We start from the raw sequence: 14341 nt of genomic DNA, 5'->3' as shown, positions 1-14341 counted from the left end.
GTGATGACCCTCGACGAGAAGGTCGCGCAGCTCGTCGGGTACTGGCTCGACCAGAACGGCGTCGTCGCCCCCATGCAGGGCGAGATGGCGGCCGTGCAGCAGGGCAGCACCCTGGCGGACATCACCCGCGACGGCATCGGGCAGTTCACCCGCGTCTACGGCACCCGCCCCGTCGAACCCGACGAGCGTGCCGCCTGGCTCTGGGCCGAACAGCGCCGCCTGCAGCGCGAGACCCGGCTCGGGATCCCGGCGCTCGTCCACGAGGAGTGCCTGACCGGACTCGCCGCGTGGAAGGCCGCGACGTTCCCGACTCCGCTGGCGTGGGGCGCGTCGTTCGACCCGGAACTCGTCGAGCAGGTCGGCGCCGCGATCGGTGCATCCATGCGCCAGCTCGGCGTCCACCAGGGGCTCGCACCGGTGCTCGACGTGATCCGCGACCCGCGTTGGGGGCGGGTCGACGAGTGCATCGCCGAGGACCCGTACCTGGTCGGCACGGTCGGCACCGCGTACGTGCGTGGGCTGCAGTCGGCCGGGGTCGACGCGACCCTGAAGCACTTCCTCGGGTACTCGGCGTCGCAGGCGGGGCGCAACCACGCCCCCGTGCACGCCGGGGCCCGCGAGGTCGCCGACGTGTACCTGCCGCCGTTCGAGATGGCGCTGCGCGACGGCGGCGCCCGGAGCGTCATGAACTCGTACGCCGAGATCGACGGCGTGCCCGTCGCGGCGAACGGCGAGCTGCTCACCGACCTGCTCCGCGACCGGCTCGGCTTCGACGGGACCGTCGTCGCGGACTACTTCTCGGTGGCGTTCCTCGAGGTCATGCACGGCATCGCCGCCGACCGTGGCGAGGCCGCGGCGCTCGCGCTCGAGGCCGGCATCGACGTCGAGCTCCCGACCGGTGACGCGTACCTCGCGCCGCTGGTCGAGCGGGTCCGCAGCGGGCAGGTGGACGAGGCACTCGTCGACCGCGCCGTGCTCCGGGTGCTCCGGCAGAAGGAGCGGCTCGGCCTGCTCGAACCGGACGCGTTCGCCGAGGACGCCCCCACCGGGATCGACCTCGACACCCCGCTCCACCAGGCACTCGCACGCCAGCTGGCGGCGAAGTCGCTCGTGCTGCTGTCGAACGACAGCGGCAGCGCCGACAGCGGCAGCGCCGACAGCGGCATCGCTCGCGGCACCCCCGTCCTCCCGCTCGCACCGGGGGCCTCCGTCGCGGTCATCGGCCCGAACGCCGACCGCGCCGAGGCCCTGCAGGGCTGCTACTCGTTCGCCAACCACGTGCTCGCCTCGCACCCCGACCTGCCGCTCGGCTTCGCGATCCCGACCGTCCGCGAGGCCGTCGCCCTGGCCCTCGGCCCGTCGGCGGTCCGCTTCGCCGCGGGCTGCGCCGTCACGGGCGACGACCGGGCCGGCTTCGCCGACGCGGTCGCCGTGGCCGTCAACTCGGACGTCGCGGTGGTCGTCGTCGGCGACCAGGCCGGACTCTTCGGCCGCGGCACGGTCGGCGAGGGCAACGACACCGAGTCGCTCGACCTGCCCGGCGTGCAGCGCGAGCTGGTCGAGGCCGTCGTCGCGACCGGCACCCCCACCGTGATGGTGCTGCTGACCGGCCGGCCGTACGCGATCGGCTGGGCGCTCGACGGCGACCAGCCGCGTCCGGCCGCGGTCGTGCAGGCGTTCTTCCCTGGCGAGGGCGGCGGTTTGGCGATCGCCGACCTGCTGACCGGCGCGGCCTCGCCCTCGGGCCGCCTGCCGCTGTCCCTGCCCCGGTCCGCCGGTGCGCAGCCGTTCACGTACCTGCACCCGCGGCTCGGCGGTCCGTCCGACGTCACGGCCGCCGACTCGACGCCGGTGCGGCCGTTCGGCTTCGGCCTCGGCTACACCGACTTCGCCTACGAGGAGCTCGTCGTCGACCCGGACGTCCGCTCCGACGGCGTCTTCACCGCGTCGGTGACGGTCCGGAACACCGGGTCCCGTGCCGGCGAGGACGTCGTGCAGCTCTACGGGCACGACGTGCACGGCAGCGTCACCAGGCCCGAGGTGCAGCTCCTCGGCTACGCGCGGGTCGCGCTCGCCGCGGGGGAGTCCGCGCGGGTCCGCTTCCGCGTCCCGGTGCAGCGCTTCGCGTTCACCGACCGTCGGATGCGCAAGGTGGTCGAACCCGGCGACGTGCAGGTCTGGGTCGCGTCGCACGCGGCGGCGTCCCGGCCGGGAGGCCCGGTGGCAGCGGGTGGGATCGTCGCCTCGGGCGACGGGCCGGTCCGACACCCCGTCCCCGGCACCGCCACGGAGCGCGCCACCGTCGCGGTGACGGGCGCGGTGCACGAGGTCGCCCTCGACGACCCCCGTCTGGTGGAGTGGTCGCTCGTCTGACCTGGTGACGGGCCACGCGCGCTGGGCGTGACCGGGTGACGGACAGGAGGCGCGGTGCGAGCTCGCACCGCGCCTCCTGTCCGTCAGCGGGTCGGGATCACCCGACCGGTTCGATCCGGTCGGACAGGTCCAGCGACCAGACGGCGACGCCCGTCAGGCCGAGCCGCTGTGCCAGGGCGACCCGTTCGCGCAGCGAGCGTGCGTCGGACCACCAGAGCACCTCACCGCTCGGCAGGGTCGCGGTCCACTCGCCGACCGTCGCGTCCCACCGGGCGGTCGCGCCCGCCTTCCGGACCCGGAGCCGGGCCTGGGCGTCGGACAGCTGACCGGCCGGGCGCGTGCCCTTCCAGTGGTAGCCGTACCCGGCCACACCGAGCACGATCTGGTCGGCGGGAGCGAGGGTCGCGAGTGCACGGGCGGCCTTCGACGACCACGCGAGCGATCCGACCGGGCCGGGTGCGTCCGGCTCCCAGGGGCCGTGCTGGTCGTAGGCCATGAGCGTCAGGTGGTCGAGCGGGGCGCGGAGGGCGCGGACGTCGTAGCCGAGGCGGGCGTACCCGGCGGCGGTGGTCGACGCGGACAGGGCGATGTCGAGCCGGACGTCGTCGCCGACGGCGGCCCGGAGCTCCCGGGCGAAGGCGGTGAGACCGGGCTTCTCGGCCGGGGTCAGCGCCTCGAGGTCGATCATGACCGATTCCCAGCCGCCCATGGCCACGTCGGCGGCGAGCGACCTGACGACCCGGGCGCGGTTCGCGGGCGAGGTGAGCAGCTTCCGGGCGATCGGCTCGCTGAAGTCCCCGTCGGCCTCGGAGTAGTTGCTGACGAGCAGCTGCGCGGTGAGCCCGTTGGCGTGCGCCCGGTTGCGCTGGGCCTTGGCGGCGCGCGACGGGGCGGTGACCTTCGTGCCCGTGCGGTTCACCAGCAGCCCGTCGACGCCGACCACGTCCATCGCGGCGGCGTTCGCGTCCACCAGGGCGGTGTCGGCGTTCTCGGGCTGGAAGCCGGTCACGTCGAACCCATCAGCGTGGGCGGCGGTCGGGGCCGTGCAGCCGGCGAGTGCGAGTCCTGCGGTGAGCGCGGCGGCGAGCAGCGCGGAGCGGCGTCGACGCGGGGTGGTGGTCACGGGGAGGGGCATCCTGTCGTTCGTGCCCGGTCGGGGCGCGTCGTCAGCGCTCCGGTCAGGAGGCGCTGATGGTCGTGGTGGGTCGTGCCGGTGGGGCGCCGGCGACGTCGTCGGCGGAGACCGGCCCCTCGGCGTCCGTCGGTTCCGGGCTCAGGACGAGGCCGGAGCCGCTCGCCGCGCTGGCGTAGAGCTCGTCGAGCCACGAGCGGTTCACGCTCGGGGACTTGCCGCCGGCGAACTTGAAGTGCAGCCCACAGTACGGGTGGATCCAGATGCTGCTGCGGCCGCCCCCGACGGCGGGGTCGTCCTTCCACGAGAACACGAAGCTCTCCCCGCGGCGGATGAGGTTCACGATGACGATCTGCAGGTGCGTGAGGGCACGGTCGTCGAGGCGGAGTTCGAGGGGTTGCGAGTCGTAGATGAGCTGGCCCATGGCGCTGCCTTCCGTTTGCCGGGGCCCGCCGCACGTGCCGGGCCCGCGGGGTCCATCCTCCCGCGGATCCACGAAGTGTGGCGCATTCCGTCCATCGACGGCGTGATCAGTCCCGTTCCGGGCCGATGCCCGGCGGCGGGACGGCCGGTGCCGACCACGGCGGGAGCTCGGCGGACGGGTACCCGCCGTGCTCGTCCGGCGCCCGCATCATCGGGTTGACCGCACGCAGCCGGATGCCGGAGGTCTCTCCGGCGACCCCGCGGACGGCGCTCGCCAGCAGGAACGCGACGACGTCGGCCGTGCTGCCGTCGGGGTCGTAGCCGTGCCAGGGGCGGTCGTCGCCCTGGGCACGACGCAGGGCGCTGGCGAACGTCGCGTCGGCGTCGTCGACCTCCACCTCGCAGTCGAGCACGATCCGGAAGCGTGATCCTTCGCCCGGGGACCCGGCGAGGTCCGACGTGGCGCGGGGGTCCGGGTCCTCCGGGTCGAACGACCGGAGCGCCGCCGACGGTGCGGTGCCGAACGCGGCGCGGTACTCGGCCGCCATCCGGCCGGCGTTGCTGAAGTGCCAGTGCCTGGCGACGTCCGCGATGGTGCGACGGTCGGCGGGTGTCATGGACAGCAGGTCCCGGCGGACGCCCTCGAGCCGCACCCCGCGCAGGTACGACGCGGGTGAGGTCTGCAGCTCCCGCCGGAACGCGCTCTGCAGGCCGCGGGTCGACAGGTGTGCGGCGGCGGCGATGTCCGGTACGGAGATCGCTTCGCGGGCGTGGGCGTGCACGAACCGCAGCGCCTCGTGCACGGTGCGGGACAGCCGTGCTCCGCCGTGCTCGGGACCACTCGCCGTGGTCGGTGCCTGGTCCATACGTGGAGAGTACGAGTCGGTCGGGCCGATCGGCCTCCGACGCCACGACGCCGCCGTTATCCGGCGTGCGCGGATGTGGATCGCACCCGTTCGGGGGTCATTGTGGACCCCGGTGAGGGCGCTTATCGTCCAAGAGGTACTCAAACTGTCCCCCTCCGAACAGGGTCGGAGGCACGGGGACAGATCGGAGGATCTGATGAGTGGTTACGAGCGTGCACCGGGGGTCGCCCCGGTCCACATCACCTCCTACCGGGCTCGGGCACGCGCTGCCCGACGCGGGTGGATCGTGCAGTCCGAGGACGACGTCGACCGCGAGCGGTTCACCTTCGCGGACCTCCGCGCCCGGCGAGGGTCGGGCCAGTGAGCAGCGACACCGTCCCGCGGGTCGCCGTCGGCAACGCGCCCCGGACCGCCGAGCGGTGCGGCCGGACCACCGCGGACGCCGTCCGGACGGTGCGTGCCGTGTACGACGGTCGCGACGTCCGGTTCGCGCCCACCGACCGGTTCGCGTTCCGCCACCGGACGGTGCGCCACCACAACGTCGCACTGCTGTCATCGGCGGTGTCGACGACCACCGCCGCCTCGTTCACGCCGGACGGCACACCGGTGCTGGCGTGGTCGACCGCGGGGTGCCTGCGGGTCGACGACGACGCGCCCACCCGGCCCGGTGTGCCGGTGCTCCTGCCGACGGACCGGCCGTTCACGCTGCTCGTGCCGGCGGGGACCGTCCAGGTCCTGCGGGTCGACCGCGGCTTCCTCGACGCCGTGAACGGGGTCGTGTTCGACCACCGCTTCGCCGGCCGACTGCGATCCCGCCCGGCCGAGGCCGAGGTGTCCCACCTGCTCGCCCGCATCGATGCGGTCGCCGTCAACGCGCTGCACCCCGACCGCAACCCGGGCGGGCACCTGTCGGCACAGGTGCTGCTGGCCGAGTCCGTGCTGCGGGCCTTCGGCGGGACGGACGCCGAACCCGACGCATCGCCGGTCCGCCGGACGGTGAACACCGTGCAGCTCGCACAGGCCTGGCTCGCGGAGCACTGCGACCGGCCGCTCCAGCTCGCGGATGTCTGCGGGGCCGTCGGGGTCAGCTCCCGCACGCTGCAGGAGAACTTCGTGCAGCACGTCGGCGTGAGCCCCATGACGTACCTGCTGCAGGTCCGCCTCGACCGGGTCCGGATCGCGCTCCAGCTCGCCGACTGTGCGCAGACGACGGTGGCCGAGGTCGCGCACCGGTGGGGGTTCCGCCACATGGGGCGGTTCTCGAGCACGTACTTCCAGCGCTTCGACGAGTACCCGAAGAAGACGCTCCAGACGAGCACCTGAGCGCCGATCCGTGCGTACCCGACACCAGCGGCTGATCGGGCTGGCGGAGCGGGCCCTGCTCCACCAGCCGGACGTCGTGCCGGACAGCATTCTGTTCGAGTGGGGCGACCACCGCGGACGCGACTGGGAGCAGACCCTCACCGTGCACTACGACGTCGGTGGCGGGAGCGCCGGCCCCCACCACCGGCACCACTACTTCATCTGACGGAGCGCTGCAGCCGGTCCGCCAGGAACGCCGCCTGACGCTCCCAGTGCCGGAAGCCGCCGCCCTCGTGCCCGTTGTACGGGTACACGACGATCTCGCGGTCGGTGGAGCCGAGGGCGTTGAACGCGGCGAAGGTCGTGCGCGGCGGCACGACGTCGTCCATCAGCGCGACCGAGAACAGCGCCGGGGCGGTGATGCCGGCGGCGTGGTTGACCCCGTCCAGGTACGCGGCGGTCGCCCACACGGTGCCGGCCGCGTCGCGGTGGACGGCGAGGTACTGCGCGAGCTCCACGTACGGCCCGCCGACCGCGACGTCGGTGCCGTTCCGCCAGTCGGCCAGGAACGCCACGTCGGGCAGCACCGCGACGAGCGGTCCGACGTGTGCCTCGACCAGGGCCGCTGCGGCGATCGTGATGCCGCCGCCCTGGCTGCCACCGGTCAGGGCGATGCGCTCGGGGTCGATCCCGGGCAGCGTGCGCACCGCCTCGACGAGCCGCACGGCGTCGGTGTAGACGCGGCGGTAGTAGTGGTCGGCGGGCGAGCCGATGCCGCTCGTCATCCAGCCGCTGGCGTGCGGTGCGGAGCCGTGCGGGTCCGGGGTGTCGCCGCCGGCCCACCCGGAGCCCTGGCCGCGGGTGTCCATCACCACGTGCACGTACCCGGCGAGGGCCCAGTGCACGCGCTCGCCCGGGCGACCACGGCCACCGCCGTAGCCGAGGAACTCGACGACGACCGGCAGCGCGCCCGGGTCGTCGGTCACGGGACGGTTGACCCACGCCCGCACCGGGTCACCGGCGAACCCGGGGAACGTCAGGTCCTCGACGACGAGCCCGGTCACCGGGGTCTCGGCCGGCACGAGGGTCGTCTCGAACCCCTCGCCCGCGGTCCGGGCGGCGGCGATCGTGTCCGCCCAGAAGGCGTCGAAGTCAGCGGGACGACGGACGTCCGAGTGGTGGGCGCGGAGCGCGTCGAGGGGCAGGTCGGTCAGTGGCATGGGTGTCCTCCGGGGACGATGATGCCCCCGGCGCCCTGGTGGAGGGCGCCGGGGGCGGGGAGTGTCGGATCCGGTGCGTCGGTCAGCGCGCCGCGGCGCGGTACTGCTCGAGCACCTCGGGGTGCGGGTCGGACGGCACGGTGGTCGTCGCGGTGTCCCACGTCGGCAGGGCGCCGGTGAGCGCCCACGCGGCCTGCTTCGCAGCACCCGCGGCGACGTACTCGCCGGGCTCCGGCACCAGGACGTCACGGCCGAACACCTGTGCGGCGACGGCGCGGACCGCCGGGTTCCGCGCAGCGCCGCCGATGAGCAGCAGCCGCTCGACGGTCACCCCGGTGTCCTGCACCGCGGCCAGTCCGTCGGCGAGGGCGCAGAGCATCCCCTCGACGGCCGCCCGGGCCAGGTGCGCCCGGTCGGTGGTCGCCGGCGTCATGCCGAGCAGCGATGCGGTCGCGTCCGGCCGGTTGGGCGTGCGCTCGCCGACGAAGTACGGCACCAGCACGAGGCCGTCGGCCCCGGCCGGCGCCTGCAGCGCCAGCTCGCCGAGTGCGTCGTGGTCGACGCCGAGCAGGCCGCCGATCACCTCGAGCACGCGGGCCGCGTTGAGCGTCGTGACGATCGGGAGGCGCGACCCGGTCCCGTCGGCGAAGCCCGCCACGGTCCCGCTCGGGTCACGCACCTCGGCGTCGCTGACCCCGAAGACCGTGCCGCTCGTGCCGAGGGACACCGCGACGTCACCCGGGCCGAGACCCAGGCCGAGCGCTGCCCCGGCGTTGTCGCCGAGTCCGGCGCCGACGACGAGGCCGGACCGGGCGACCGCGCCGCCGGGCAGCTCGACGTCGGTGGACAGGGTGCCCATCGCCTCGTCGGGAGCGACCACGCGGGGCACGACCACGGCGTCGTCGTCACCCATCGACGCCGGACGCATCGGTCGCCCGAGCGCGAGCTCGAACAGCTCCGGGTCGTACTCGCGGCGCACCGGGTCCCAGTACGCCGTGCCGCTGGCGTCGGACGCATCCGTCGCCAGGGCGTCGAGGTCGGGGCCGAGCGGGCTCTCGTCCGCCGGTCCGTACCCGCGGAGCCGCCACGACAGCCAGTCGTGGGGGAGCGCCACGGCCGCGACGCGGGCCGCGTTCTCGGGCTCCGCGTCGCGGAGCCACCGCAGCTTGGTACCGGTGAACGACGCGACCGGCACCAGCCCCGTCCGGGCGACCCATGCCTCCTGGCCGAGCTCGTCGACCATCTGCGCGGCCGCGTCCGCACTGCGGACGTCGTTCCAGAGCAGGGCGTCGCGGACCACGCGGCCGTCGGCGTCGAGCGCCACCATGCCGTGCTGCTGCCCGGCGATGGCGACGGCACCGACGTCGTCGAGGCCACCGGCATCCGCGACGGCGGCACCGAGGGCGTCCCACCAGTGACGGGGGTCGACGGCGGTGCCGTCCGGGTGGGACGCGCGTCCCTCGCGGACGACCGCACCGGTCGCGGCGTCACGGATGGTGACCTTGCAGGACTGGGTCGACGAGTCGACCCCGGCGACGAGCTGGCGCTCGTCCGTGTTCTCAGCCACTTCGGCGGCAGGCCGCCTCAGCGCGCGGGATGCAGCCGCTGGCGCGTCTGCCGTCAATTCCGCGCGCCCATCAAGTGCTCCATCGCGAGCTGCTGCAGGCGGACGAAGCCGAAGCCCTTGCCGCCGAAGTAGGCGTCGGCGTCGAAGTCCTCGTAGGCGGAACGGTCGGCGAGGAACGTGTCGTACGACTCGCCGTCGTTCAGCGTCGGCGTCGACAGCTCGCCGACCTTGGAGGCCTCGAGCGCTGCCTGCACCTCGGGGTCGGCACGGAACGCCTGCGCACGCTCCTTGAGGAGCAGGTACATGCGCATGTTGGCCGACGCGGAGTCCCAGACGCCGGTGATGTCCTCGGTGCGGCTCGGCTTGTAGTCGAAGTGGCGCGGGCCGTCGTACGCCGGGCCGCCCTGCGGGGCGCCGTGCTCGAGCAGGTCGACGAGCGAGAACGCGTTCTGCAGGTCGCCGTGACCGAACACCAGGTCCTGGTCGTACTTGATGCCGCGCTGGCCGTTGAGGTCGATGTGGAAGAGCTTGCCCTGGTAGAGCGCCTGGGCGATGCCGGCGGTGAAGTTCAGGCCCGCCATCTGCTCGTGGCCGACCTCGGGGTTGATGCCGAACAGCTCCGGGCGCTCGAGCGTCTCGGTGAAGGCGATCGCGTGGCCGAGGGTCGGCAGGAGGATGTCGCCGCGGGGCTCGTTCGGCTTCGGCTCGATGGCGAACCGGATGCCGTAGCCCTTGTCGGTGACGTACTGGGCGAGCAGGTTGACGGCCTCGCGGTACCGCTCGAGCGCTGCCTGCACGTCCTTGGCGCTGTCGTACTCGGAGCCTTCGCGGCCACCCCACATCACAAACGTCGACGCGCCGAGCTCGGCGGCGAGGTCGATGTTGCGGAGCACCTTGCGGAGCGCGAAGCGGCGGACCTGGCGGTCGTTCGAGGTGAAGCCGCCGTCCTTGAAGACCGGGGCGGAGAACAGGTTCGTCGTGACCATCGGCACGACGAGCCCGGTCGACTCGAGCGCGCCCTTGAGGCGGTCGATCTGGGTCTGGCGTTCGGCGTCGGTGGAACCGAACGCGAACAGGTCGTCGTCGTGGAAGGTCAGGCCGTAGGCCCCGAGCTCGTCGAGCTTCTCGACCGCCTCGACCACGTCGAGGGCGGGTCGGGTCGGCCCGCCGAAGGGGTCGGAGCCGTTGTAGCCGATGGTCCAGAGACCGAAGGAGAACTTGTCTGCACGGGTGGGCGTCGTTGCCATGGTGGTCACCGTTCGTCGTCGAAACAAAATGTTGCCGCGCCCAACATAAGCGGTAGTGTTGGCTGTGGCAAGCACGTGATCGCAAAGGAGCGAGCGGATGGCAAGTGAGTCGACGGTGCAGCAACGACTGCGGGTCGCGATGGTGGGGCACGGCTTCATGGGAGCCGCACACTCACAGGCGTGGCGGACCGCCCCCAGGTTCTTCGACCTCGGAGCCGAGCCCGAGATGGCGGTGATCGTCGGGCGTGATCCCGAACGCACCGAGGCCGCCCGGCAGCAGTACGGCTGGCAGGCGGCCTCCACCGACTGGCGTGCCGTCGTCGCCGATCCGGACATCGACGTGGTCGACGTCGTGTCCCCGGGGTCCTCGCACGTCGAGATCGCGATCGCCGCGCTCCAGGCCGGCAAGCACGTCCTGTGCGAGAAGCCGCTCGCGAACACCGTCGCCGAGGCCGAGGCGATGACCGCCGCCGCCGACGCCGCCCGTGCGCAGGGTGTCCGGGCGATGGTCGGGTTCAGCTACCGCCGGGTGCCGGCCATCGCGTTCGCGCGGCAGCTGGTGCAGGACGGCCGGATCGGCACCGTGCGCCAGGTCCGCGCGCTCTACCTGCAGGACTGGTTGGCGGACGAGGACGGCCCGATGACCTGGCGCCTCGACAAGTCGCTCGCCGGCTCCGGTGCGCTCGGTGACATCGGCGCGCACGCCATCGACCTCGTCGAGCACGTCACGGGCGCGTCGCTCGCCACCGTCTCCGGCACGCTCGAGACCTTCGTGACGGAGCGTCCGCTGATGGCCGAGGGGGTCGGGCTCTCCGGCACCGCGTCGAGCGAGCGCGGGCAGGTCACCGTCGACGACGCCGCGTTCTTCACCGCCCGCCTGGGTGGCGGCGCGGCCGACGGTGCGATCGGCACGTTCGAGGCCACGCGCTACGCGACCGGGCGGAAGAACGGTCTGACGCTCGAGATCAGCGGGTCCGAGGGCGCGATCCAGTTCGACCTCGAGGCGATGAACGAGCTCCGGCTGTACGAGTCGAACGCCCCGGCGGGGGAGCAGGGGTTCCGCCGCATCCTCGTCACCGAACCCGAGCACCCCTACATGGCCGCGTGGTGGCCGACCGGGCACCTCATCGGGTACGAGCACACCTTCAGCCACCAGGTGAAGGACTTCGTCGACGCGATCGTCGCCGGCACCGACCCGTCGCCGTCGTTCGCCGACGGCCTGCACGTGCAGCGGGTCCTCGACGCGGTCGAACGCAGCGCCGCCGCCGGCAGCACCTGGACGGCGACCTCGTGAGCGCCGCCGAGCAGACCCGCCAGGCGCTCGTCGTCCGCGGCGGGTGGGACGGCCACCAGCCCGTCGAGACCACCGACCTGTTCATCCCGTTCCTGCGCGAGAACGGGTTCGAGGTCCGGGTGTCGGACTCGACGGCCGTCTACGCCGACGCCACCGTCATGGACGAGGTCGACCTGATCGTGCAGGTCGTCACGATGTCGACCATCGCCGACGACGAGTTCGCCGGGCTGCAGCGCGCGGTCCTGGGCGGCGCCGGACTGGCCGGCTGGCACGGCGGCATCGCGGACGCATTCCGGAACACCGCCGACTACCTGCACATGATCGGCGGGCAGTTCGCCCACCACGCCGGCAAGCACCCCGACGAACGGGTCGGGGAGCAGTCGGACAACTACATCCCCTACACGGTGCACCTCACCGACCTCGGGCACGAACACCCGATCACGCAGGGCATCGAGGACTTCGACCTCGTCACCGAGCAGTACTGGGTGCTGTCCGACGAGTACAACGACGTCCTCGCGACCACCACCCAGGACGCGCGCGACTTCGACGCCTGGAACCGACCGGTCACCGCACCGGCGATCTGGACACGGCAGTGGGGCGAGGGCCGCGTGTTCGTCTCCGCACCAGGGCACCGCCTCGAGGTCGTCGAGTCGCAGCCACTCCGCACCATCATCGAACGGGGACTCCTGTGGGCAGCACGGTGAACGAACGAGCGCTGCGGGTCGGCGTCGTCGGCGTGGGCGTGATCAGCCAGCAGTACTTCGAGCACTTCCCGGCGCTGCCCGGGCTGTCGCTCGTGGCGGTCGCCGACCTCGACGTCGCCCGTGCCCAGCAGGTCGGTGCGGCACAGGGCGTTCGCGGCACCACCGTGGACGACCTGCTCGCCGCCGACAACGTCGACGTGGTGCTCAACCTGACGATCCCGGCCGCGCACGCCGACATCGCCACCCGCGCGCTCGCCGCCGGCAAGCACGTCTACGGCGAGAAGCCGCTCGCGATGTCCACCGCCGAGGCCGCACCGGTGCTCGAAGCAGCCCGCGCCGCCGGCCTGCGCGTCGGCAGTGCCCCGGACACCGTCCTCGGTACCGGCATCCAGACCGCACGGGCCGCTCTCGACGACGGCGCGATCGGCACCCCGGTCGGTGCCGCCGTCGCCTGGAGCGCCCCCGGGCACGAGCTCTGGCACCCCGCGCCGGCGTTCTACTACCAGCCGGGCGGCGGACCGCTCCTCGACATGGGGCCGTACTACCTGACCAGCCTCGTCACGTTCTTCGGGCCGGTCGTCCGGGTCAGCGGCAGCGCCACCCGCTCCACCCGTGCACGGACGATCGCCACTGGGCCGAACGCCGGCACGTCGATCCCGGTCGACATCGACACCCACGTCGTCGCGATCCTCGAGCACGAGGACGGCGTGGTCTCCACCGTGACCGTCTCGTTCGAGGTGTGGGCCACCCGCGCCCCGCTGTTCGAGGTGTACGGCACCGCCGGCACCCTCGGCGTCCCGGACCCGAACCGGTTCTCGGACACCGTGTCGATCGCCACCGCCGACGACCGCTCGTGGCGGGACCTGCCGGTGGCCGCCGGGTACACCGACGCCGGCCGCGGCTACGGTCTCGCCGACATGGCCCACGCGATCGCGACGGACCGGCCGCACCGAGCCTCCGGAGACCTCGCGTTCCACGTGCTCGAGGTCATGGAGGCGGTCTCCGCCGCCGCCCGAGACCACTCGGTCGTCGACGTGCACTCGCGCGTCGAGCGACCCGCCACCGTCCCCGCCGGGTCCGCACCCGGATCCTGGTGACGGAACCCGACCACCGCGAAGAAGGACGACGACGATGACGACGACGGACGCGAGCGACACGACGGAGACGACCCGGGCCTCCAGGCCGGTCACCCTGTTCACCGGACAGTGGGCCGACCTGCCCTTCGAAGAGGTCGCCCGGCTCGCCGGCGAGTGGGGGTACGACGGGCTGGAGATCGCCTGCTGGGGTGACCACCTGGACGTCCGGCGCGCCGCGACCGACCCCTCGTACGTTGCCGAGCGCAAGGCGATCCTGGAACGCAACGGGCTGCAGGTCTGGACGATCGCCAACCACCTGGTCGGCCAGGCCGTGTGCGACGACCCCATCGACCAGCGGCACGAGGACATCGTCCCGCCGCACGTGTGGGGCGACGGCGACCCCGAGGGCGTGCGGCAGCGTGCGGCCGAGGAGCTGCAGTGGACCGCCCGTGCCGCTGCGGCGCTCGGCGTCGACACCGTCACCGGCTTCTCCGGCTCGTCGATCTGGAAGACCGTCGCCGGGTTCCCGCCCGTGCCCCCGGGGATGATCGACGCCGGGTACCAGGACTTCCACGACCGCTGGTCACCGATCCTCGACGTCTTCGAGGAGGTCGGGGTCCGGTTCGCGCTCGAGGTGCACCCGTCCGAGATCGCCTACGACTACTGGACCGCTGCGCGGACCCTCGAGGTGTTCCGCGACCGGCCGGCGTTCGGGTTCAACTTCGACCCGTCGCACTTCGTCTGGCAGGACCTCGACCCCGCGGCGTTCCTGCTCGACTTCGCCGACCGGGTGTACCACGTGCACTGCAAGGAGTCGGTGAAGCAGCTCGACGGGCGCAACGGGCGGCTGTCCTCCCACCTGCCGTGGGGCGACCCCCGGCGCGGGTGGGACTTCGTCACCGCCGGCCACGGGGACGTGCCGTGGGAGCGGGTGTTCCGCGTGCTGAACCACATCGGGTACACCGGACCGACCAGCGTCGAGTGGGAGGACGCCGGCATGGACCGGCTCATCGGCGGGCCCGAGGCGCTGGCGTTCGTCCGGCAGCTCGGTACCATCGCGCCGCCGGACGCTTCGTTCGACGCCGCGTTCTCGCAGTCGCGCTGACCGGCCGACCACGACCGCAGGACCCCACCCAC

14 protein-coding genes are annotated in these 14341 nt (G+C 73.1%); 8 read left to right on the top strand and 6 right to left on the bottom strand.

The window, feature by feature from the left end; genetic code table 11:
• Positions 1–3 precede the first annotated feature (3 nt).
• Positions 4–2373: a glycoside hydrolase family 3 N-terminal domain-containing protein gene (locus tag DEJ01_RS11175; RefSeq protein WP_375342383.1), complete on the top strand. Its 2370-nt coding sequence runs from the start codon at positions 4–6 to the stop codon at positions 2371–2373.
• A gap of 97 nt (positions 2374–2470) precedes the next feature.
• Here the strand turns inward: DEJ01_RS11175 and DEJ01_RS11170 are convergent, their stop codons facing one another.
• From DEJ01_RS11170 to DEJ01_RS11160, 3 genes are all read right to left on the bottom strand, one after another.
• A complete protein-coding gene (locus tag DEJ01_RS11170) occupies positions 2471–3496 on the bottom strand; it encodes a glycosyl hydrolase family 18 protein (protein ID WP_181437828.1) in 1026 nt (341 codons plus the stop codon).
• Positions 3497–3551: 55 nt separating this feature from the next.
• Entirely contained in the window at positions 3552–3929 is a 378-nt protein-coding gene (locus DEJ01_RS11165) for an ATP-dependent DNA ligase (protein WP_071245963.1), read from the bottom strand.
• Between the two features lie 106 nt (positions 3930–4035).
• Complete coding sequence (locus DEJ01_RS11160; RefSeq protein WP_111047429.1) at positions 4036–4794, bottom strand: helix-turn-helix transcriptional regulator; 759 nt, start codon at positions 4792–4794, stop codon at positions 4036–4038.
• Between the two features lie 196 nt (positions 4795–4990).
• Here DEJ01_RS11160 and DEJ01_RS18175 point away from each other — a divergent pair, with 196 nt between their 5' ends.
• The 3 genes from DEJ01_RS18175 to DEJ01_RS11150 are packed head-to-tail and all read left to right on the top strand — an operon-like array spanning position 4991 to position 6322.
• Positions 4991–5158, top strand: a complete 168-nt coding sequence (locus tag DEJ01_RS18175; protein WP_163343324.1) for a hypothetical protein — start codon at positions 4991–4993, stop codon at positions 5156–5158.
• A complete protein-coding gene (locus DEJ01_RS17925) occupies positions 5155–6117 on the top strand; it encodes a helix-turn-helix transcriptional regulator (RefSeq protein ID WP_146247598.1) in 963 nt (320 codons plus the stop codon). Before DEJ01_RS18175 ends, DEJ01_RS17925 begins: the two co-directional genes overlap by 4 nt.
• Before the next feature lie 10 nt (positions 6118–6127).
• On the top strand, positions 6128–6322 hold the full coding sequence (locus DEJ01_RS11150; protein ID WP_111047430.1) for a hypothetical protein: 195 nt from the start codon (positions 6128–6130) through the stop codon (positions 6320–6322).
• On the opposite strand, the gene DEJ01_RS11145 is transcribed toward DEJ01_RS11150, so the two are convergent.
• The 3 genes from DEJ01_RS11145 to xylA form a co-directional block, all read right to left on the bottom strand.
• On the bottom strand, positions 6315–7316 hold the full coding sequence (locus DEJ01_RS11145) for an acetylxylan esterase (RefSeq protein ID WP_111047431.1): 1002 nt from the start codon (positions 7314–7316) through the stop codon (positions 6315–6317). The genes DEJ01_RS11150 and DEJ01_RS11145 overlap by 8 nt on opposite strands.
• Before the next feature lie 82 nt (positions 7317–7398).
• Positions 7399–8883 carry a xylulokinase gene (xylB, locus tag DEJ01_RS11140; RefSeq protein ID WP_111093007.1) on the bottom strand — a complete coding sequence of 495 codons (1485 nt, stop codon included), beginning with the start codon at positions 8881–8883 and terminating at the stop codon, positions 7399–7401.
• 53 nt (positions 8884–8936) lie between these two features.
• Positions 8937–10130, bottom strand: coding sequence for a xylose isomerase (xylA, locus tag DEJ01_RS11135; protein ID WP_111033642.1), 1194 nt, complete (start codon positions 10128–10130; stop codon positions 8937–8939).
• A gap of 97 nt (positions 10131–10227) precedes the next feature.
• On the opposite strand from xylA, the gene DEJ01_RS11130 reads away from it, so the two are divergent.
• Genes DEJ01_RS11130 through DEJ01_RS11115 form a run of 4 tightly spaced genes read left to right on the top strand, consistent with a single transcriptional unit; the run spans position 10228 to position 14309 of the window.
• Entirely contained in the window at positions 10228–11424 is a 1197-nt protein-coding gene (locus DEJ01_RS11130) for a Gfo/Idh/MocA family protein (protein ID WP_246521439.1), read from the top strand.
• Entirely contained in the window at positions 11421–12128 is a 708-nt protein-coding gene (locus tag DEJ01_RS11125; protein ID WP_111093006.1) for a ThuA domain-containing protein, read from the top strand. The genes DEJ01_RS11130 and DEJ01_RS11125 overlap by 4 nt, the downstream gene beginning before the upstream one ends.
• The gene (locus DEJ01_RS11120) at positions 12125–13225 is read left to right on the top strand and encodes a Gfo/Idh/MocA family protein (RefSeq protein WP_258375690.1); all 1101 of its coding nucleotides are present in this window, start codon (positions 12125–12127) and stop codon (positions 13223–13225) included. The genes DEJ01_RS11125 and DEJ01_RS11120 overlap by 4 nt, the downstream gene beginning before the upstream one ends.
• Positions 13226–13259: 34 nt before the next feature.
• The gene (locus tag DEJ01_RS11115) at positions 13260–14309 is read left to right on the top strand and encodes a sugar phosphate isomerase/epimerase (protein WP_111047434.1); all 1050 of its coding nucleotides are present in this window, start codon (positions 13260–13262) and stop codon (positions 14307–14309) included.
• The last annotated feature ends 32 nt before the right edge of the window (positions 14310–14341 follow it).

Source organism: Curtobacterium sp. MCLR17_040, from assembly GCF_003234735.1.
Lineage (GTDB): Bacteria > Actinomycetota > Actinomycetes > Actinomycetales > Microbacteriaceae > Curtobacterium > Curtobacterium flaccumfaciens.
Note: the sequence above shows the minus strand (reverse complement) of the source record. Positions and strands in the feature narration are given on the sequence as shown.

What these genes read in the sequence shown, in the direction of transcription:
- DEJ01_RS11175 (WP_375342383.1), top strand. Translation starts at nt 4, where the DNA reads ATGACCCTCGACGAGAAGGTCGCGCAGCTCGTCGGGTACTGGCTCGAC.
- DEJ01_RS11165 (WP_071245963.1), bottom strand. Translation starts at nt 3,929, where the DNA reads ATGGGCCAGCTCATCTACGACTCGCAACCCCTCGAACTCCGCCTCGAC.
- DEJ01_RS11160 (WP_111047429.1), bottom strand. Translation starts at nt 4,794, where the DNA reads ATGGACCAGGCACCGACCACGGCGAGTGGTCCCGAGCACGGCGGAGCA.
- DEJ01_RS18175 (WP_163343324.1), top strand. Translation starts at nt 4,991, where the DNA reads ATGAGTGGTTACGAGCGTGCACCGGGGGTCGCCCCGGTCCACATCACC.
- DEJ01_RS11145 (WP_111047431.1), bottom strand. Translation starts at nt 7,316, where the DNA reads ATGCCACTGACCGACCTGCCCCTCGACGCGCTCCGCGCCCACCACTCG.
- xylA (WP_111033642.1), bottom strand. Translation starts at nt 10,130, where the DNA reads ATGGCAACGACGCCCACCCGTGCAGACAAGTTCTCCTTCGGTCTCTGG.
- DEJ01_RS11130 (WP_246521439.1), top strand. Translation starts at nt 10,228, where the DNA reads ATGGCAAGTGAGTCGACGGTGCAGCAACGACTGCGGGTCGCGATGGTG.
- DEJ01_RS11115 (WP_111047434.1), top strand. Translation starts at nt 13,260, where the DNA reads ATGACGACGACGGACGCGAGCGACACGACGGAGACGACCCGGGCCTCC.